We start from the raw sequence: 17620 nt of genomic DNA on the forward strand, positions 1-17620 counted from the left end.
TGGATGGCGAAAGGAGCCGGTCATGGCCCTGTTCAAGAAGCGGACCGTTGCGAAGCCGGGCGAGTGGTACTACTGCCTGCAGCATCAGAAGGTCGAGGAGGGGCCCGAGTGTCCCGCCAAGGACCGGTTCGGGCCTTACGCCACCCGTGGGGAGGCCGAGCACGCGATGGAGATCGCGCGGGAGCGCAACCTCCAGTGGGAGAACGATCCGCGGTGGCACGACGCGCCCGCCGGGGACCCTTCGGACGAGGGCTGATCAGGAGGGCTGGGTGGGACCGGCCGCGGCTTCGGTCGCGGCCTCGGCGGTGCGTCGGGCGCGCAGGCGTACGGCGTGCTCGTTGGTCTGTTCGTCGTACGACATCAGGGCGGGCAGGCACAGGGCCAGCAGGCCGACCGCGCCGGTGCAGAGCAGGCCGCCCGCGCCGACGGACGCCCGTACACCCAGCCATCCGGCCATGCCGCCGGAGCGGACCTGGCCGAGGGTGGGGCCCACGGAGTACGACAGCAGTTCGATCCCGGCGAGGCGGCCGCGCAGCTCGTCGGGGATCGTCTGGTTCCACATCGCGGCCCGGAAAATCCCGCTGACCATGTCGCAGCCGCCGGCGACGGCGAGGAGAAGCAGGACCAGCCATACGTTCGTCACGGCGCCGGCGGCGGCGATCGCGAGGCCCCACAGCGCGGCCGACAGCACCACCATCCGCCCGTGCCGGCGCACCCGTGAGGTCCAGCCGCTGACCAGGCTCACGAGGAGCGAACCGGCCGGGATGCTCGCGTACATCAGGCCGAGCGACCAGTCCGCGTCCAACTCGTCGGCGAGGAAGGGCAGCACGGCGAGCGGCATCGCCAGGAACATCGCCGCGAGGTCGACCGCGTAGGTGCCGAGGAGTTCCTTGCGGCTCCAGGCGTAGCGGGCGCCCTCGGCGACGGAGCGGAGGGAGGGCCTGGCGGCCTCGTGGGAGGCGGGCGACGGGGCGATGGGGAGGATGAGCACGACCGAGACGAGGAACGTGACGAGGTCCGCGCCGTACGCCCAGCCGAGGCCCGCGTACGCCACGACCAGGCCGGCGACGGCGGGGCCCGCGACGCCGCCGACCGTCCAGCGGAAGGAGTTGAGGGCCGCCGCGGCCGGGAGGTCGTCGTGGGCGACGATCCTCGGCAGCAGGGAGTCGAGGGCGGGGCGCTGGACCGAGACGAGGGCGGAGGACAGGGCCGCGACCGCGTACAGCGGCCATACCGCCGGGTGCGGCAGCAGGGCGTTGACCAGCAGGCCGGCACTGAGCAGGCCCTGAGCGGCCTCGGTCCGGACGATGAGGGCGCGCTTGTCGAGGGCGTCGGCGAGGGCGCCGCCGTAGAGGCCGAAGAGGATGAGCGGGAGCAGTTCGACAGCGCCGATGGCGCCTACGGCGGCCGCGGAACCGGTGAGGTCCTTGATCTGCACCGGGAGCGCGACGAACGTCAGGAAGCTCCCGAAGTTGCTGATCAGACCGGAGACCCACAGCCGCCGGAAGTCGACGGAGGCCTTCCAGGGGGCTAGGTCGGGGAGGAGGCTCACGGTGGGCCATGCTGAACGCTGCGCTCGGCGGCAGCAAACACTTTTCGCCCGGGTGCGGCCCGGTGGGGGCTGGTCGCGCAGTTCCCCGCGCCCCTGAAGGGGCGCTTCACCAACGCGCCCTGAAGGGGCGCGGGGAACTGCGCGAGCAACCACTACGCGCCCGCAGCCGAGGTCTCACCACGGGGTCGGGGGCGGAGCCGTCACCGTCTCCGCCAGGCGGGCCAGACGGTCCCTGAAGCGGCGGCGCCCCCGTGGGGAGGGGCCGTTCTCGCCGGCTGCCGCGCTGACGAGGTGCTGGACCGTGTCCAGGTCCAGTTCCGCGGCCTCGGGGACGGCGAGGGTCTCGTGGGCCATGGCGGTCAGCGCGTCGTCGGTGGTGGTGGAGAGGGTCAGGACCGTCACGCCGGCGCGGCGGGCCGTGTGGACCCGCTCCAGCAGGGGCTCGGCGTCACCCGGCGCCACCACGAGCAGGGTCTCGCCCCGGCGGGCCGCCTCGACGCGGCCGGGGCCCACCGCGAGGTGCGCCGGGTCGGTGGGACGGGCGTCGTACCGTACGAGGGTCGGCGCCAGTTCCGGCGTACCGGACCACGCCGCCTCGTCGACGAGGTGCGCGGCGAGATGCCACGGCTCGTACTCCGGGGTGCCGAGCAGGAGCAGTCCGCCGCCGTGGGTCACCACCGAGCCCCGCAGCGCGCCCGCGAATCTCCGTGTCGCGGTCAACCACTCTGTCCCGGCGAGCACTTCACGCAACAACGCGACCCGTACGGCGTCCATGCCTCCGCATACTGCCGCAATCGGACACTCGTGACGCGGAGTTCACCGCGAGTTCGCCCGACCCGGGGAGAAGGCGGCCCATGAGCGACGCAGAAGCAAGCATTCCCTTTCGCGCGGGCACGGAGGGCTACGCCAGTTTCCGGATCCCGGCGGTGGTGGTCTCCCGGGCGGGCACCGTGCTCGCCTTCTGCGAGGGGAGAGTCGACTCCGCCGCCGACCACGGGCACATCGACGTGGTGCTGAAGAGGTCCGCGGACGGCGGGCGTACCTGGGGACCGCTCCAGGTCGCCGCGAGCAACGGGACCGACCTCGCCGGGAACCCGGCGCCCGTCGTGCTCGACACCGGCCGCGTCCTGCTCGTGCACGTCCGCAGCGCCGCCTCCGCCACCGAGGACGCCATCCTGCGCGGGCAGGTGTCCGACGCCGACGGGCGGCGGGTGTGGGTGCAGCACAGTGACGACGACGGGGTGACCTGGTCCGCCCCGGTCGAGATCACCAAGTCCGTGAAGAAGGCCGGGTGGCGGTGGTACGCCACCACGCCCGGGCACGCCGTCCAGTTGCGTTCGGGACGGGTCGTCGTGGCCGCCAACCACACCCTGCCGCCGACCGGTACGGACAACGGCACCGAGGGCAGGTACAACAGCGGGCACTGCCTGCTCAGCGACGACCACGGGGCGACCTGGTACCTCGGCTACCTCGACGAGAACACCGACGGGTACATCAACGTCAACGAGACCACCGCCGCCGAACTGCCCGACGGGCGCGTCTACTTCAACACGCGCAACGATTCCCCGGCGCCGGGGAACAGGGCCGACGCACACTCGGCGGACGGCGGGCGCACCCTCGTGAAGCCCTTCCGGCCGCAGGCCGGGCTCAGCGCGCCCGTCTGCCAGGCCAGCGTGCTCCAACTCCGCGATCCCGACGTGCTGCTGTACTCCGGGCCGGGCGATCCGGCGGCCCGCGCCCTGATGACGATCCGCGCCTCCACGGACGGCGGCACCACCTGGCGGGCCGCGTACACGGTCGACGGGCTGCCCGCCGCCTACTCCGACCTGACCCGGATCGACGCGGCCACCGTCGGACTGCTGTACGAGACCGGCGACTTCAGCGCGTACACGACGATCACGTTCCGCCGGGTGCCCGTGAACCGCCTCACCTGACCGGGTGCGGCCGTCGGCCCGGACGTAGAGTCGGCCCATGACCTCTACCGACAGTGCACAGCAGCCGGCGGCCGAGAAGGCCCCCGCCAAGGATCCCTGGGACCTGCCCGACGTCTCCGGTCTGGTCGTGGGGGTGCTCGGCGGCACCGGCCCGCAGGGCAAGGGCCTCGCCTACCGGCTGGCCCGCGCCGGCCAGAAGGTGATCATCGGCTCGCGGGCCGCCGAGCGTGCGCAGGCCGCCGCCGACGAGCTCGGGCACGGTGTCGAGGGCGCCGACAACGCCGAGTGCGCGCGCCGCAGCGACCTCGTGATCGTCGCCGTTCCGTGGGACGGGCACGGCAAGACGCTGGAGTCACTGCGCGAGGAACTGGCCGGCAAGATCGTCGTGGACTGCGTCAACCCGCTCGGCTTCGACAAGAAGGGCGCCTACGCGCTCAAGCCGGAGGAGGGCAGCGCGGCGGAGCAGGCCGCGGCGCTGCTGCCGGAATCGCGGGTCACGGCCGCCTTCCATCACCTCTCGGCCGTGCTGCTCCAGGACCCGGAGATCGAGGAGATCGACACCGACGTGATGGTGCTCGGCGAGGTACGGGCCGATGTCGAGACCGTGCAGGCGCTGGCCGGGCGGATCCCCGGGATGCGCGGGGTCTTCGCGGGCCGGCTGCGCAACGCCCACCAGGTGGAGTCCCTGGTCGCGAACCTGATCTCGGTCAACCGCCGCTACAAGGCACACGCCGGGCTCCGCGTCACGGACGTCTGAGCGGATGGGGGACACTGGTGGATGCCAGCAGTGTCCCCCTCGTCATGAGAAAGCGACCCCTATGCCCCGCCTCGCCCTGTACGCCCTGGCCGTCTGCGTCCTCTCGGTCGTCGCCGCCGTCGTCTCCTTCGTCCAGGGCAGCTGGCTGATCGGCGTGGTCTGGGTGCTGCTGACGGGTCTGTCGTCCAACATGACCTGGTACTACCTGCGGCGCGGGCGCGCGGACAAGTCGGTCACCGGCTGATTCCCGGCTGCTTCTCCGGGCCCTCCAGGAAGACCCGCCCGCCGATCTCCACCCAGCCGTACGGCTGCGGCGCGGTCAGGATCTGCGAACCCCGGCCCTGGGTGATGTTCAGGGCCCGGCCCAGCTGCGCGGTGAGCAGGAGGGCGGCCGCCCCGGTCGCCTCGTCCTCGTCGATGCCGTCGTTCCGGCCGGGGAAGGCGCGGGCGCGGACCCGTCCGGCCGACTCGTCCTCCCAGGCCCAGGCGTAGACCCACTCCCCCGGCGGCGGCACCGGCAGGGCGTCGACCTCGGCGGCCTTGGCGTACTGGCGCAGGGTGCGCGGCGGGGCCCACTCCGGGAGCGCCTCGATCCAGCTGAACTCCCCGTCCAGCCGGGCGCCGACCACACCGGCCGGGGTGACGAGTTCGGGCACGTCCAGCAGCCAGGCCGTGCCGACGCAGGGGTGCCCGGCGAACGGCAGGCGCAGGGTGGGGGTGTAGATGTCGACGACCCCGCGCTCGGGGTCGTCCACGAACACGGTCTCGCTGAACCCGAGCTTCGCCGCGAGCGCCTGCCGGTCCTCCCGGTCGGGCAGCACGGAGCCGTCCCGAACGACCCCCAGTTCGTTGCCGTATCCGCCGTTCGCCGCGCAGAAGACACGCAGCACGTCGTAATCAGTCACAGCGGCATTGAAGCATTCACCGGACCCTTGACCATCCCTTTACTGTTTCTTGGCGTCTGCTTTGAGCCATCGACATCAAGCCGTGTCTGTGATCTTTCTGTGTCGGGTCAATCACCACCGCCCGGGTATGAGTGAGGTAAGCCTCAGGTAAGTTAGGCCAGCCTCACCACACCATCCCGCTTGGAGCCTGCATGCGTGCCGTCCGACTCACCGTCACCGCCGCCGCCACCGTGGCCGCCTTGACCGCTCTCTCGGCCTGCACGGCGAAGAGCGACGCCAAGGGCGACGACGCGATCCAGGTCACCGCCGCCGACTCCAAGTGCGAGACGTCGACGAAGTCGGTTCCGGCGGGGCACGTCACGCTCGCCATCGAGAACACGGGGTCCAAGGCCACCGAGGTCGAGATCCTCTTCCCCGACGACCGGATCGTCTCCGAGAAGGAGAACATCGGCCCGGGGACCAAGTACACGCTGACCGCCGAGGTGAAGGCGGGATCGTACGAGATAGCCTGCCGGCCCGGGATGAAGGGGCACGGCGTCCGGCAGAAGCTGACCGTCACCGGCGGCACGGTCGCCAAGCGCGACCCGAAGCTGGACGCGGCCGTCGCCGCCTACCGCGAGTACGCGCAGGAGCAGGCCGACGCGACGATCCCGAAGGTGCAGGCGTTCGCCGACGCCATCGCGGCCGGCGACCTGGAAGCCGCCAAGAAGGCCTACGCCCCCTCCCGCGTCGGCTGGGAGCGCACCGAGCCGATCGCCGAGTCGTTCGGGGACATCGACCCCAAGACCGACACCCGCGCCGACGGCCTGGAGAAGGGCCAGAAGTGGACCGGCTGGCACGCGCTGGAGAAGGCGCTGTGGCAGGACAAGAAGACCGGCGCCGAGCAGAAGACCCTCGCGGCCGAGCTGGTCACGGACCTGAAGGACTGGCAGAAGCGGGTCGGCAAGGCCGAGATCACCCCGACCTCCATGGCCAACGGCGCCAAGGAGCTCCTCGACGAGGTCGCCACCGGCAAGGTCACCGGCGAGGAGGACCGCTACTCGCACACCGACCTGAGCGACTTCAAGGCCAACGTCGAAGGCGCGCAGAAGGCGTACGAGCTGCTCAAGCCGGTCGCGCAGAAGAACGACGCGCCGCTCGCCACCGAACTCGACAAGCAGTTCGCCGCGCTGGACGCGCTGCTCGGCAAGTACCGCACGGACAAGACCTCCGACGGCTACGTCTCGTACGACACGGTCACCGAGCCGCAGCGCAAGGAGCTGTCCGACGCGGTCAACGCCCTCGCGGAGCCGCTGTCCAAGCTCGCCGCGGCCGTGGTCAAGTAAGGGGCCGGGCATGAGTGACAAGACCAATCCGACGCGTCGCGCGCTCATCGGCTGGGGCGGGGCCGGGCTCGCGCTCGGCGCCGCCGTGGCCGGGGGCGCGGTGGCCGCGGCCGAGTCCGGCGGCGACGACAGCACCGACGCCACCACCACCGCCGTCCCGTTCCACGGCGCCAACCAGGCCGGTATCGCCACCCCCGTCCAGGACCGGCTGCACTTCGCCGCGTTCGACGTGAAGACCGACGACCGGGCCGAGTTCGTGCAGCTGCTGAAGGACTGGACGGCCGCGGCCCGGCGGATGACCGCGGGCAAGGCCGTCGGCGAGGGCGCGTACGGCGGACTCGCCGAGGCACCCCCGGACGACACCGGCGAGGCCCTCGGGCTCCAGCCGTCCCGGCTGACGCTGACGATCGGCTTCGGGCCGTCCTTCTTCGAGCGGTTCGGCCTGAACCGCCGACGGCCCGCCGCGCTCGTCGATCTGCCGAAGTTCCCCGGGGACAACCTCGACGCGTCCCGTACCGGGGGCGATCTCTGCATCCAGGCCTGTGCCGACGATCCGCAGGTCGCCGTGCACGCCATCCGCAACCTCGCCCGGATCGGCTTCGGCAAGGTCGCCGTCCGCTGGTCCCAGCTCGGCTTCGGGAAGACCTCGTCCACCACCCCGGACGCCCAGACCCCCCGCAACCTCATGGGGTTCAAGGACGGCACCCGCAACATCGCGGGGACCGAGACCGACCGGCTGAAGAAGTTCGTGTGGGTGGCAGAAGGGGACGGGACCGACTGGATGACCGGAGGGTCGTACCTCGTCGCCCGGCGGATCCGCATGAACATCGAGACCTGGGACCGGACCTCGCTCCAGGAACAGGAGGACGTCTTCGGGCGCGACAAGGGCGAGGGCGCCCCGGTCGGCAAGGCGAAGGAGCACGACGAGCCGTTCCTGAAGGCCATGAAGCCCGACGCCCATGTGCGGCTCGCGCACCCGGACTCCAACGGCGGGATCACCATCCTGCGCCGGGGCTACTCCTTCACCGACGGGACGGACGGGCTCGGACGGCTCGACGCCGGGCTGTTCTTCCTGGCCTACATGCGTGACGTCGGCAAGGGGTTCATCCCGCTCCAGCGCAAGCTGTCGGCGTCCGACGCGCTCAACGAGTACATCCAGCACGTGGGTTCGGCGGTCTTCGCGGTCCCGCCCGGCGTCCGGGACAAGGACGACTGGTGGGGCCGGACGCTGTTCTCCGAATCCGCCAGGACCGCCGATTCCGCCGAGTCCGCCGAGTCCGCCGAGGGGGCGTGAGCCGTGTTCTCCAACTACCTGATCGGACTGCGGGAAGGGCTCGAGGCCTCGCTCGTCGTCTGCATCCTCATCGCCTACCTGGTCAAGACCGGGCGCACGGACGCCCTGAAGCCGATCTGGACCGGCATCGCGGTGGCGGTGCTGATCGCCATGGGCTTCGGGTGCGCGCTCGAATTCGGCTCCCAGGAGCTGACGTTCCAGGCGCAGGAGGCGCTCGGCGGGTCCCTGTCCGTCATCGCGGTGGGCCTGGTGACCTGGATGGTGTTCTGGATGCGGCGCACCGCCCGGCACCTCAAGAAGGAACTGCACGGCAAGCTGGACGCGGCCCTCGCGATGGGTACGGGTGCGCTGGTCGCCACCGCCTTCCTCGCCGTCGGCCGGGAGGGCCTCGAGACCGCGCTGTTCGTGTGGGCGTCCGTGCACGCGGCGAGCGACGGCACCCCGCGCCCGCTGGTCGGCGTGGCGCTCGGCCTGGCCACCGCGGTCTTCCTGGGCTGGCTGTTCTACCGGGGCGCGCTGCGCATCAACCTCGCCAGGTTCTTCACCTGGACCGGCGGCATGCTGGTGGTGGTCGCGGCGGGCGTGCTGGCGTACGGCTTCCACGACCTCCAGGAGGCCGACTGGATCCCGGGCCTGACCGACCAGGCCTTCGACATCAGCGGCACCATCCCGCCGGACAGCTGGTACGGGACGCTGCTGAAGGGCGTGTTCAACTTCCAGCCCGACCCGACCGTGCTCCAGGTCACGGTGTGGCTGCTCTACCTGGTCCCGACACTCGTACTCTTCTTCGCCCCGGTAGGGTTCGGCTCCGGGAAGGGGAAGGTGAAGGCACCTGATGACGCACCTGACGACCAGGGGTCGCGGCCCTCGACGGCTCCGCAGGCTCCGCAGGCGTGATCGGAACGCGCTCATAGCGGTCGCGCTGACCGCCATGTCGCTGACGGCGAGCGGTTGCGTGGTGGTGCACGGGGAGCGCGAGGTGCTTCCCAGCACCACCCGCGCCGAGGCCGCCAAGGCGCTCCGGCAGTTCACGGACGCCTACAACAAGGCCGACAAGGCCTACGACGGCTCCCTGGACGCGGACTACACGACCGGCGCCCTCGCCGACATCGACTCCGCGCGCCTGAAGGCCGGCCACGTCAACAGCCCGGCCGGCAACTCCGCCCACTCGGCGCTGGAGTTCGACGACGTCACGTACACCATCCCGAAGAAGGCCGGCTGGCCCCGCTGGTTCGTCGCCGACGCGCACGGCAACAAGGGCGGCGACGAGCGCTGGCTGCTGGTCTTCACCCGCAACAGCCTCTCCCAGCCGTTCCAGGTGGCGTACCTGACGCTGGTCGCGCCGGACGACGTACCGAAGTTCACCACCGACAAGGACGGCTGGGCCGAGGACGTACCGGCGAACAGCGACCGACTCGCCGTCGCCCCGGGCGACCTGAGCCGGGACTACGCCACGTACCTGAAGAGCGGCGGCACCGTGTTCGCGGACGGCGTGCACACCAGCGGCTGGCGCGCCGACCGCAAGAAGTCCACCAAGCCGGGCCTGGCCACGCAGTACATCGACGAGCCGCTCACCGCCGGCGACTACGCACCGCTCGCGCTGCGCACCACCGACGGCGGGGCGGTGGTGTTCTTCACCACCCGCTACTACGCCAAGGAGACGGCGGCCGCGGGTGCCTCCGTGCCGACGCCGAACCTCAGCGTCAAAGCCCTCACCAAGGGCGAGATCAAGCAGTCGCTGACGATGCAGTTCGTCTCCAACCAGGTCGCACTGGACCCGGCGGGCACCGGAAAGATCTCGATCCTGGGCCGCGTCCAGGGCCTGACCTCGGCAGAAGGTTCCTAGCAATAGCGCCCCGCCAGGGGCGCGGGGCTGTATCAATGTGCGGCTCCGCCGCGTGGGCGCGCCCAGCCCCCACGGCGCGGCAGCCGACCGACCACCCGGCGCTGCCCACGGCGCGCCTACCAGGCCGCACCCACCGGGTCGGCCTCCTCGCCCGCGTACCGGGCGCACGCGTCCGTGAGGATCTCCAGCAGGCTCAGCGGGTCGGGGAGCGCGTGCTCGGGTCCGCGTACCCAGTGCACCCGCCGGTCGCCGTCGCCGCCGGGCAGCCGGGCGGGCGGGACGAGGACGTAGGAGCCCCGGCAGTGCCAGCGCAGCCCCGGGTGCTCGTCCATGGTCTCGGGGCGGCAGTCCAGCTCGCAGGGCCACCACTCGTCCTCGTCCTCGGGGGTGCCGCGGGTGAGGGTGAAGAAGAGCAGCCGGCCGTCGTCGCTCTCGGCGACCGGGCCGACCTCGACGCCGTTCGCGAGCAGCCGTTCCAGCGCCTGCCGGCCGGCCTCCAGGGGCACGTCCAGGACGTCGTGGGTCATGCCGGTCGCGGTGATGAAGTTGGCCTGCGGCTGGTGCCGGGCCCAGCGCTCGATCTGGGCGCGGTCGGTGGTGGACTGCGTCTGCCACGCGAACGACACCGGGTGCCGGGCCGGGGTGGGACAGCCGACGCGGTCGCAGGAGCAGCCGTAGCCGGGGCCGGGGTGCGCGGCGGGGGCCAGCGGCAGGCCCGCTTCGGCTGCGGCGAGCAGGAGCGCCGCGCGGCCCGAGTCGTCGGCGGTGGCCGCCTGCTTCGGGCGGCGGCCGCGGAGCCACTGGGAGAGTCTGCCCTGTCGGCCGCTCGGGCCGCCGAACGTCGCGCTCATCTATCGCCTCGCCTCGCTGTGGTCCGGACAGGATGCCTTATGGTCCCGTCTGGGCGTGAAGCGGGGGGTACGAGAGCTGTGTCACCCGGCCGGCCACGCGTCGCCCCAGTCCGCGTCCCTGGCCGCCTTGTACAGGTCGCCGTGGCGCTTGGTGACCGTCGTGCGGCGCAGCTGCTCGTCGGTCCCGCACAGGTCGAGCAGGACCTGGCCCTTGCGGATCTGGGGGCGGCGGACCACCCGGGCCGGTGCCGGGGCGGCCGGGAAGCGGGTGGCGGCCACGTAGCTGAACTTCTCGTCCTCATAGGGCAGCGAGCCGCCCTTGACCTGGCGGTGCAGGGAGGAGCGGCTGACCCGGGCCGAGAAGTGGCACCAGTCCGTGCCGGGGACGATCGGGCAGGCGGCGCTGTGCGGGCAGGGGGCGGCGACGTGGAAGCCGGCGGCGATCAGGCGGTCGCGGGCCTCGATGATCCGGGCGTAGCCGGCGGGCGTGCCCGCCTCGACGATGACGACGGCCTGCGCGGCGGCCGCGGCGGCGTCGACGAGGGCGGCGCGGCCGGCCTCGTCGAGTTCGTTGAGGACGTACGAGACCGTGACCAGATCAGTGCTCTCGATGGTGAGCGCCGCTCCGATCCGGGAGCGCTGCCACCTCGCGTCCCGCAGCGCCGGGTTCGCCGCGGCGATCTCCCGGCCGAGGGCCAGCGCCGGCTCGGCCCAGTCGAGGACCGTCACGGGCCGCACGCCCTCCCAGGTGTCGGTCACCGCCCAGGTCGCCGCGCCCGTCCCGCCGCCGACGTCCACATGGCTTGCCGGCGCCCACTCCTGCGGTACCGCGTCGGCGAAGGCGGCCAGCGCGGACCGCACCGCCTCGAAGGTCGCCGGCATCCGGTACGCCGCGTACGCCACCACGTCCGCCCGGTCCCGCAGGATCGGCGCGTCGGTCGGGGTGGCCCCGCGGTAGGTGGCGATCAGCCGCTCGACGGCTGTGGCGGCCTGCTTCGGGGGCAGGCCGTCGAGCAGGTCGGAGAGCGTCGCGCGGAGCCGGTCGGCCGGTGGGACGGGAGGGGTGGGGTGGTTCACCCGGCGATTGTATGGACAGCCCTGGCGAGGCGGGTCGCCGCGGCTGCCCGGGGTGCGCTGTCGCCGGGGCGGCGCCGCGGATGCACGGTGTTGGCCAGCAGCACCAGGAACGTGTCCGTCGCCCGGTCCAGCACCAGGCTGGTCCCGGTGAACCCGGTGTGGCCCGCGGCGCCCTGTCCCGCCAGCTCGCCCATGAACCACGGCTGGTCCACCAGGAAGCCCAGGCCGGGCGGGGCCAGCAGCAGGTCCACGAAGTCGGGGCCGAGGATGCGCGCCGGGCCGTACGCCCCGCCCGCGAGCAGGGCCCGGCAGAAGATCGCCAGGTCGGGGGCGGTGGAGAAGAGGCCGGCGTGCCCGGCCACCCCGCCCAGCGCCCAGGCGTTCTCGTCGTGCACGACCCCCCGCAGCATCCCCCGGTCCGCCTTGGCCCACGGCCGCCGCTGGTCCTCGGTGGCCGCCGCCCCCGGGCAGGGGCCGAAGTCGGTGGCGGTCATGCCGAGCGGCCGGGTGATGCCGTCGCGGACCAGGACGTCGAGGGGGCGGCCGGTGATCCGCTCCAGGACCTGCTGGAGGAGGAGCAGGTTGAGGTCCGAGTAGCGGTAGGCGCCGGGGGCGCTGGTCGGGGCCTCCGCACGGAGCAGGTCGAGGCGGACCGTGTCGTCGGGGCAGTCGTGGAGCGGGAGTTCGGGACGCAGGCCGGAGGTGTGGGTGAGGAGCTGGCGGACGGTGATGCCGTGCGCGGCGGCCCCGTGGAAGTCGGGGAGGTAGGCGCCGACACGGGCGTCGATGCCGAGGGTGCCGCGCTCCAGCTGCTGCACGGCGGCGACCGCGGTGAACAGTTTGGTGAGGGAGGCGACGTCGAAGGGGGTGTCGACGGTCGCCGGGACCCGGGCGGCGGCCGGCAGCTCGACACCGGCGTCGGTCTCGGGGTCGTACGCGGACCAGCGCACGGCCCAGCCGGACGCCTCCTGCACGGCGATCACGGGTCCGCGTCCGGCGACCACGACGGCCCCGGCCGCCCAGGGCCGCTCACCGGTGGTGAGGTCGTGCACTTCGCGGACGAGGTGCCTGAGTTCCGCGGGGTCGAGACCGGCCCGTTCCGGTGTCTCGACGCGCAGTCTCGGTACGCTCAGCTCCCTGCTCCCTCCGTCCTCGCACGGGTGTTCCCACGTGCTGCCCAGGGACGGCACATTCCCATGAAGCAGGCCAGTGCCACCAGTGCCCCCGCCAGTTGGACGATCGCCATGGGCACGGCGGTTCTCTCCCCGGCGACCCCGACCAGCGGCGAGGCGACCGCGCCGACGAGGAACGAGGAGGTCCCGAGCAGCGCGGACGCGGAACCGGCGGCGTGCCGGGTGCGCAGCAGGGCGAGGGACTGGGCGTTCGGGAGGGTGAAGCCCATCGCGGACATCAGGACGAAGAGGGCGGCGGCGACCGGGGCGAGGCCGACCGGGCCGAGGACCCCGGCCGACATGAGGAGCAGCGCGGTCGCGGCGAGCACGGTCACGGCCAGGCCGACGCCCAGCACCTTGTCCAGGCTGACCCTGCCGACCAGCACCTTCCCGTTGACCTGCCCGGCGATCACCAGCCCGACCGAGTTGAGGCCGAAGAGCAGGGAGAAGGTCTGCGGGGAGGCGCCGTAGATCTCCTGGATGACGAACGGGGACGCGGATATGTAGGCGAACAGGGCCGCGAAGGCGAAGCCGCCCGCGAGCATGTAGCCGGTGAAGGGCAGGTCGGCGAGGAGGCTCCGCAGGGCGCGGACGGCGGCGGCCGCTCCCCCGGCGTGCCGGTCGGCCGGCGGCAGGGTCTCCGGCAGCCGCACCCACACCAGCGCGGCGAGCAGCGCCCCGACGGCCGTGAGGACGACGAAGACGCCCCGCCAGTCCGTCACCCGCAGGATCTGCCCGCCGATCAGCGGGGCGATGACCGGGGCGACCCCGGAGACCAGCATCAGGGTGGAGAAGAAGCGGGCCATGGCGACCCCGTCGTAGAGGTCGCGTACGACGGCCCGCGCGATGACGATGCCGGCCGCGCCCGCGAGGCCCTGGGCGAGACGGAAGGCGACCAGGGTCTCCACGTCCGGCGCGACGGCGCACAGGGCGGTGGCGACGACGTAGACGGCGAGGCCGGCCAGCAGCGGGCGGCGGCGCCCCCAGCGGTCGCTCATCGGGCCGACGACCAGCTGGCCGAGGGCCATGCCGGCGAGGCAGGCGGTGAGGGTGAGCTGCACGGTCGCGGCGGGGGCGCCGAGGGAGCGGGTGACCTCCGGCAGGGACGGGAGGTACATGTCCATCGCCAGCGGGGGCGTCGCGGTGAGCCCGCCGAGGACCAGGACGAGCAGGAGGCCGGCGCGGCGGCCGGCGGCGGTGGCGGGGCCGGGGCGGCCGGCCGGGTCGCGCGGCGCGGGTACGGCGGTGTCCTGGGCGTTCGCGGAGCCCTGGGCGTTCGCGGTGCCCTGGGCGTCCGGTGTCGGCGGCGCCGGCTGCTCGGGCATGTGTCCCCCGTCCTCGTAGGTCTCGCGGTCCGGTCGGCTGTTGCTGGATCCCGATGGCCCCCGCATATGCTCTCAGCTCGTACAGACTGCCGGGAAACACGTGAGCGAGAGTGGGCGGCCGGGATGGGTGAGCAGAGCGTGCGGTGGGGGATCCTGGCGACGGGCGGGATCGCGGCCGCGTTCGCGGCGGACCTGGTCGATCTGCCCGACGCGGAGATCGTGGCGGTGGCCTCGCGGTCACCGGAGGCGGCGGCGGGGTTCGCGGAGCGGTTCGGGATCGGGCGGGCGTACGGGGACTGGGAGTCGCTGGCCCGGGACGAGGACGTCGACATCGTGTACGTCGCCACTCCGCACTCGGCGCACCGGGCGGCCGCCGGGCTGTGCCTGACGGCGGGGCGGAACGTGCTGTGCGAGAAGCCGTTCACGCTCAACGCCCGTGAGGCCGGGGAACTGGTCGCGCTGGCCAAGGAGCACGGCCGCTTCCTGATGGAGGCGATGTGGATGTACTGCCATCCGCTGATCCGGCGGCTGACGGCGCTGGTCGCGGACGGGGCGATCGGCGAGGTGCGGACCGTGCAGGCGGACTTCGGCCTGGAGGGGCCGTTCCCGCCGGCGCACCGGCTGCGGAACCCGCTGCTCGGCGGGGGCGCGCTGCTCGACCTGGGGGTGTACCCGGTGTCGTTCGCGCACCTGCTGCTCGGTGAGCCGGACGGGATGTCGGCGCGAGCGGTGCTCTCGGACGAGGGCGTGGATCTCCAGACGGGTGCACTGTTCTCCTGGGAGAGCGGCGCTCTCGCCTCGGTGCACTGCTCCATCGTCGGCGGCACCGGCACCACGGCCTCGGTCACCGGCTCGCAGGGCCGGATCGACATCCCGGACGGCTTCTTCAACCCCGACCGCTTCGTCCTGCACCGCGACGGCCGCGACCCGCAGGAGTTCGCCCTGACCCCGGAGGACGGCCCGCGCAACACCTTCCGCCACGAGGCCAGGGAGGCCATGCGCGCGGTCCGGGCCGGCGACCAGGAGTCCCCCCTCGTCCCCCACGACAGCACCCTCGCGGTGATGCGCACCCTGGACGGCCTGCGGGAGCTGATCGGGGTCCGCTACCCGGGCGAGCTGTAAAGCGCCCGGGAGTACAGCGCCCCGTCAGGGGCGCGGGGAACTGCGCGACCAGCCCCCACGCAGCCGCAGACAACCGACGGCCCGGACAACGCGGCCCCTCCAGCGGAGCGCCTACGCTGCGGCCTCATGGATGCCAAACAATCGAAGACCGCGGTGGTCACCGGCGCCGGTTCCGGCATCGGCCGCGCCGTGGCCACGGAACTGCTGCGGGCCGGCTGGTCGGTGGCGCTGGCCGGCCGCCGCCTCACGCGGCTGGAGGAGACGGCGGCACTGGCGCCCGAGGGCGCCTCCGTCGCCGTACGGACCGACGTCTCCCAACCCGACGACGTGGCCGCACTGTTCGCGGCGGCCGTGGACCGGTTCGGGCGGGTGGACCTGCTGTTCAACAACGCCGGGACGTTCGGTCCCGGCGGGGTGGCCGTGGAGGAGCTGCCCTACGAGGCGTGGCGGCACGTGGTGGACACCAACCTCAACGGGGCGTTCCTGTGCGCGCAGGCGGCGTTCCGGCAGATGAAGGAGCAGGAGCCGCAGGGCGGCCGGATCATCAACAACGGGTCCGTCTCGGCGCACGCGCCCCGCCCGCACTCCGTCGCCTACACCGCGACCAAGCACGCGCTGACGGGACTGACCAAGTCCCTGTCCCTCGACGGGCGGCCGTACGGCATCGCGGTCGGGCAGATCGACATCGGCAACGCGGCAACCGACATGACGGCCCGGATGGAGACCGGCGCGCTGCAGGCGAACGGGGTGATCGCCCCGGAACCCGTGATGGACGTGGCGGACGTGGCACGGACCGTGCGGCACATGGCCGAGCTGCCGCTGGCGGCGAACGTGCAGTTCGCGACGGTACTGGCGACGGCGATGCCGTACGTGGGCCGGGGCTGAACCGCCGTTCAGCCGAACCCTCCACAACCTGCACAAGCGGAATACAGACGTCCGCAGTATTGCCGCCGGTAACGGGCCTATGCTCAACTCTCCTCCACCAGAACTTCACAGTTGAGGCTCTGGCATTCCGCCGACCACACCGAGGGGGGAGGCGGCAGCCGTTCCACCGGACCGGGGTGGGGGTGGACCCGCGAGGGACCGCGGGTACGCACCGGTGGGTGGGGCGGCTGCCGCGTGACGTCAGCCCTCCGTCGGGCCGGCCGGGCCGGCCGGGCCGGCCGGACCGGCCGGCGTCCGGGCCGAGTCGGCCGTCGTGTCACCAGAGTCGGGGCCGGCCGCGGCACCGGCCGCCCGCCGGCGCCGGCGCAGCGCCCACGCCCCCGCGCCCAGCAGCCCGAACGTCACCGCCCCGCCCTCCGCGACCCGCCAGGGCGACGGTCCCGACGCCCCCGAACCGGCCGCCCCCGCCCCGACCGCCCCCGCGGCCCCCTTGCCCTTCGACGGCGACGGGCTCGCGCTCGCCCCGCCCTCGCTCAGCGGATCGACCAGCGTGCCCACCGGCTGCGCCGAACGCCCCTTCCCGAAACCCCAGTCGAGCAGCGCGGCGGTCTGCTCGTACACGGCGTTGGTGGCGGGGTCCGGGTGCATCACAGTGACCAGCAGGGTGCGGCCGTCCCGGGTGGCACCGCCGGTGAAGGTGTTGCCGGCGTGACTGGTGTAGCCGTTCTTGACGCCGAAGAGGCCCTTGTAGACGTCGAGCCCCCAGGCTCCGGTGAGCAGGCGGTCGGTGTTCTGGATCTGGAAGGTCTTCTTGCCGCCCGCCGGGAAGTTCGCGGTCCGCGTGCCGCAGTAGCCGCGGAAGTCGTCGTCCTTCAGCCCGTGCCGGGCGAAGAGGGTCAGGTCGTACGCCGACGACAGCTGGCCCGGGTGGTCGAAGCCGTCGGGGCTGACCACATGGGTGTCGAGGGCCTGGAGGTCGGCCGCCTTGGCCTGCATCTCGGCGACGGTCCTCGCGATCCCGCCGTTCATGTGGGAGAGGACGTGCACGGCGTCGTTGCCGGAGCGCAGGAAGACGCCCTGCCACAGCTGCTCGACGGTGTAGGTGAGGCCGGGCTTGATGCCGACCAGGCTGGAGCCGGCCGGGACGTCGGAGATGTCGGAGTCCTTGACCTTGTACCGCTCGGTCCGCTCGAATTTCTTCAGCACGGTGTCCGCGAACAGCATCTTCAGGGTGGAGGCGGGCGCCAGCCGCGTGTGCGCGTTGTACGAGGCGAGCACCTCTCCGCTGTCGCAGTCGGCGAGCAGCCAGGCGCGGGCGGTGATCTTCTTCGGCAGCCCGGTGGCACCCCGCACCTGTATACCGCCCTGGGCCAGCCGCTCGCCGCCGACGACGGTGGCGGCGGTCCTGGCGCCGGCGGTGGCGGCCGAGGCGGGGGCCGCCGCGGAGAGGGGAAGGGCGGCGGCCGTCAGTCCGAGGGCGGCACGCCGGGTCAGCCGAGAGGAATCGCGCATCCCGGGACCGTACACCGCGCCCAGCAGGGCTTTGCCGGGAGGACCCCTCCCCCGCAGATGAAT

Annotated in this window: 18 protein-coding genes; 10 read left to right on the forward strand and 8 right to left on the reverse strand. The window is 72.8% G+C overall.

Annotated features, from left to right (window positions below; translation table 11 throughout):
- The first annotated feature begins 22 nt into the window (after positions 1-22).
- Positions 23-256, forward strand: a complete 234-nt coding sequence (locus ACZ4UV_RS02685; RefSeq protein WP_351491595.1) for a hypothetical protein — start codon at positions 23-25, stop codon at positions 254-256.
- On the opposite strand, the gene ACZ4UV_RS02690 is transcribed toward ACZ4UV_RS02685, so the two are convergent.
- Positions 257-1552, reverse strand: a complete 1296-nt coding sequence (locus tag ACZ4UV_RS02690) for an MFS transporter (RefSeq protein WP_451018907.1) — start codon at positions 1550-1552, stop codon at positions 257-259.
- Between the two features lie 174 nt (positions 1553-1726).
- Positions 1727-2326 (reverse strand): hypothetical protein, encoded by a 600-nt coding sequence (locus ACZ4UV_RS02695; RefSeq protein WP_451020813.1) that lies wholly within the window; start codon positions 2324-2326, stop codon positions 1727-1729.
- Positions 2327-2406: 80 nt separating this feature from the next.
- Here ACZ4UV_RS02695 and ACZ4UV_RS02700 point away from each other — a divergent pair, with 80 nt between their 5' ends.
- From ACZ4UV_RS02700 to ACZ4UV_RS02710, 3 genes are all read left to right on the forward strand, one after another.
- The gene (locus tag ACZ4UV_RS02700) at positions 2407-3486 is read left to right on the forward strand and encodes a sialidase family protein (protein WP_451020814.1); all 1080 of its coding nucleotides are present in this window, start codon (positions 2407-2409) and stop codon (positions 3484-3486) included.
- Positions 3487-3523: 37 nt separating this feature from the next.
- Complete coding sequence (gene npdG, locus ACZ4UV_RS02705) at positions 3524-4243, forward strand: NADPH-dependent F420 reductase (RefSeq protein WP_390037783.1); 720 nt, start codon at positions 3524-3526, stop codon at positions 4241-4243.
- A 61-nt stretch (positions 4244-4304) separates the two neighbouring features.
- Positions 4305-4487: a hypothetical protein gene (locus ACZ4UV_RS02710; RefSeq protein ID WP_390037781.1), complete on the forward strand. Its 183-nt coding sequence runs from the start codon at positions 4305-4307 to the stop codon at positions 4485-4487.
- Here ACZ4UV_RS02710 and ACZ4UV_RS02715 read toward each other — a convergent pair.
- Positions 4477-5148, reverse strand: a complete 672-nt coding sequence (locus ACZ4UV_RS02715; protein ID WP_451020816.1) for a PhzF family phenazine biosynthesis protein — start codon at positions 5146-5148, stop codon at positions 4477-4479. The two genes, ACZ4UV_RS02710 and ACZ4UV_RS02715, sit on opposite strands and share 11 nt — an antisense overlap.
- A gap of 191 nt (positions 5149-5339) precedes the next feature.
- Here ACZ4UV_RS02715 and efeO point away from each other — a divergent pair, with 191 nt between their 5' ends.
- Genes efeO through ACZ4UV_RS02735 form a run of 4 tightly spaced genes read left to right on the forward strand, consistent with a single transcriptional unit; the run spans position 5340 to position 9613 of the window.
- On the forward strand, positions 5340-6473 hold the full coding sequence (gene efeO, locus ACZ4UV_RS02720; protein WP_451020817.1) for an iron uptake system protein EfeO: 1134 nt from the start codon (positions 5340-5342) through the stop codon (positions 6471-6473).
- 10 nt (positions 6474-6483) lie between these two features.
- Complete coding sequence (gene efeB / locus ACZ4UV_RS02725) at positions 6484-7767, forward strand: iron uptake transporter deferrochelatase/peroxidase subunit (protein WP_467835503.1); 1284 nt, start codon at positions 6484-6486, stop codon at positions 7765-7767.
- A 3-nt stretch (positions 7768-7770) separates the two neighbouring features.
- The gene (gene efeU, locus ACZ4UV_RS02730; protein ID WP_451020819.1) at positions 7771-8664 is read left to right on the forward strand and encodes an iron uptake transporter permease EfeU; all 894 of its coding nucleotides are present in this window, start codon (positions 7771-7773) and stop codon (positions 8662-8664) included.
- On the forward strand, positions 8603-9613 hold the full coding sequence (locus ACZ4UV_RS02735) for an SCO2278 family lipoprotein (protein ID WP_451020820.1): 1011 nt from the start codon (positions 8603-8605) through the stop codon (positions 9611-9613). The genes efeU and ACZ4UV_RS02735 overlap by 62 nt, the downstream gene beginning before the upstream one ends.
- A 116-nt stretch (positions 9614-9729) precedes the next feature.
- On the opposite strand, the gene ACZ4UV_RS02740 is transcribed toward ACZ4UV_RS02735, so the two are convergent.
- The 4 genes from ACZ4UV_RS02740 to ACZ4UV_RS02755 form a co-directional block, all read right to left on the reverse strand.
- Positions 9730-10464 carry a bifunctional DNA primase/polymerase gene (locus tag ACZ4UV_RS02740; protein WP_451020821.1) on the reverse strand — a complete coding sequence of 245 codons (735 nt, stop codon included), beginning with the start codon at positions 10462-10464 and terminating at the stop codon, positions 9730-9732.
- An 81-nt stretch (positions 10465-10545) separates the two neighbouring features.
- The gene (locus tag ACZ4UV_RS02745) at positions 10546-11541 is read right to left on the reverse strand and encodes a small ribosomal subunit Rsm22 family protein (protein ID WP_467835508.1); all 996 of its coding nucleotides are present in this window, start codon (positions 11539-11541) and stop codon (positions 10546-10548) included.
- Positions 11538-12731 (reverse strand): serine hydrolase domain-containing protein, encoded by a 1194-nt coding sequence (locus ACZ4UV_RS02750; protein WP_451020823.1) that lies wholly within the window; start codon positions 12729-12731, stop codon positions 11538-11540. Before ACZ4UV_RS02750 ends, ACZ4UV_RS02745 begins: the two co-directional genes overlap by 4 nt.
- Positions 12671-14038, reverse strand: coding sequence for a multidrug effflux MFS transporter (locus tag ACZ4UV_RS02755; RefSeq protein WP_451020824.1), 1368 nt, complete (start codon positions 14036-14038; stop codon positions 12671-12673). The genes ACZ4UV_RS02750 and ACZ4UV_RS02755 overlap by 61 nt, the downstream gene beginning before the upstream one ends.
- Before the next feature lie 123 nt (positions 14039-14161).
- Between ACZ4UV_RS02755 and ACZ4UV_RS02760 the strand changes: the two genes are divergently transcribed.
- Both ACZ4UV_RS02760 and ACZ4UV_RS02765 read left to right on the forward strand, forming a co-directional pair.
- Positions 14162-15160, forward strand: a complete 999-nt coding sequence (locus tag ACZ4UV_RS02760; protein WP_467835512.1) for a Gfo/Idh/MocA family protein — start codon at positions 14162-14164, stop codon at positions 15158-15160.
- Between the two features lie 126 nt (positions 15161-15286).
- Positions 15287-16045 carry an SDR family oxidoreductase gene (locus ACZ4UV_RS02765; RefSeq protein ID WP_451020826.1) on the forward strand — a complete coding sequence of 253 codons (759 nt, stop codon included), beginning with the start codon at positions 15287-15289 and terminating at the stop codon, positions 16043-16045.
- Positions 16046-16285: 240 nt separating this feature from the next.
- On the opposite strand, the gene ACZ4UV_RS02770 is transcribed toward ACZ4UV_RS02765, so the two are convergent.
- Positions 16286-17557: a D-alanyl-D-alanine carboxypeptidase family protein gene (locus tag ACZ4UV_RS02770; protein WP_467835515.1), complete on the reverse strand. Its 1272-nt coding sequence runs from the start codon at positions 17555-17557 to the stop codon at positions 16286-16288.
- Between the last annotated feature and the right edge of the window lie 63 nt (positions 17558-17620).

Source organism: Streptomyces sp. NPDC028289, from assembly GCF_055565975.1.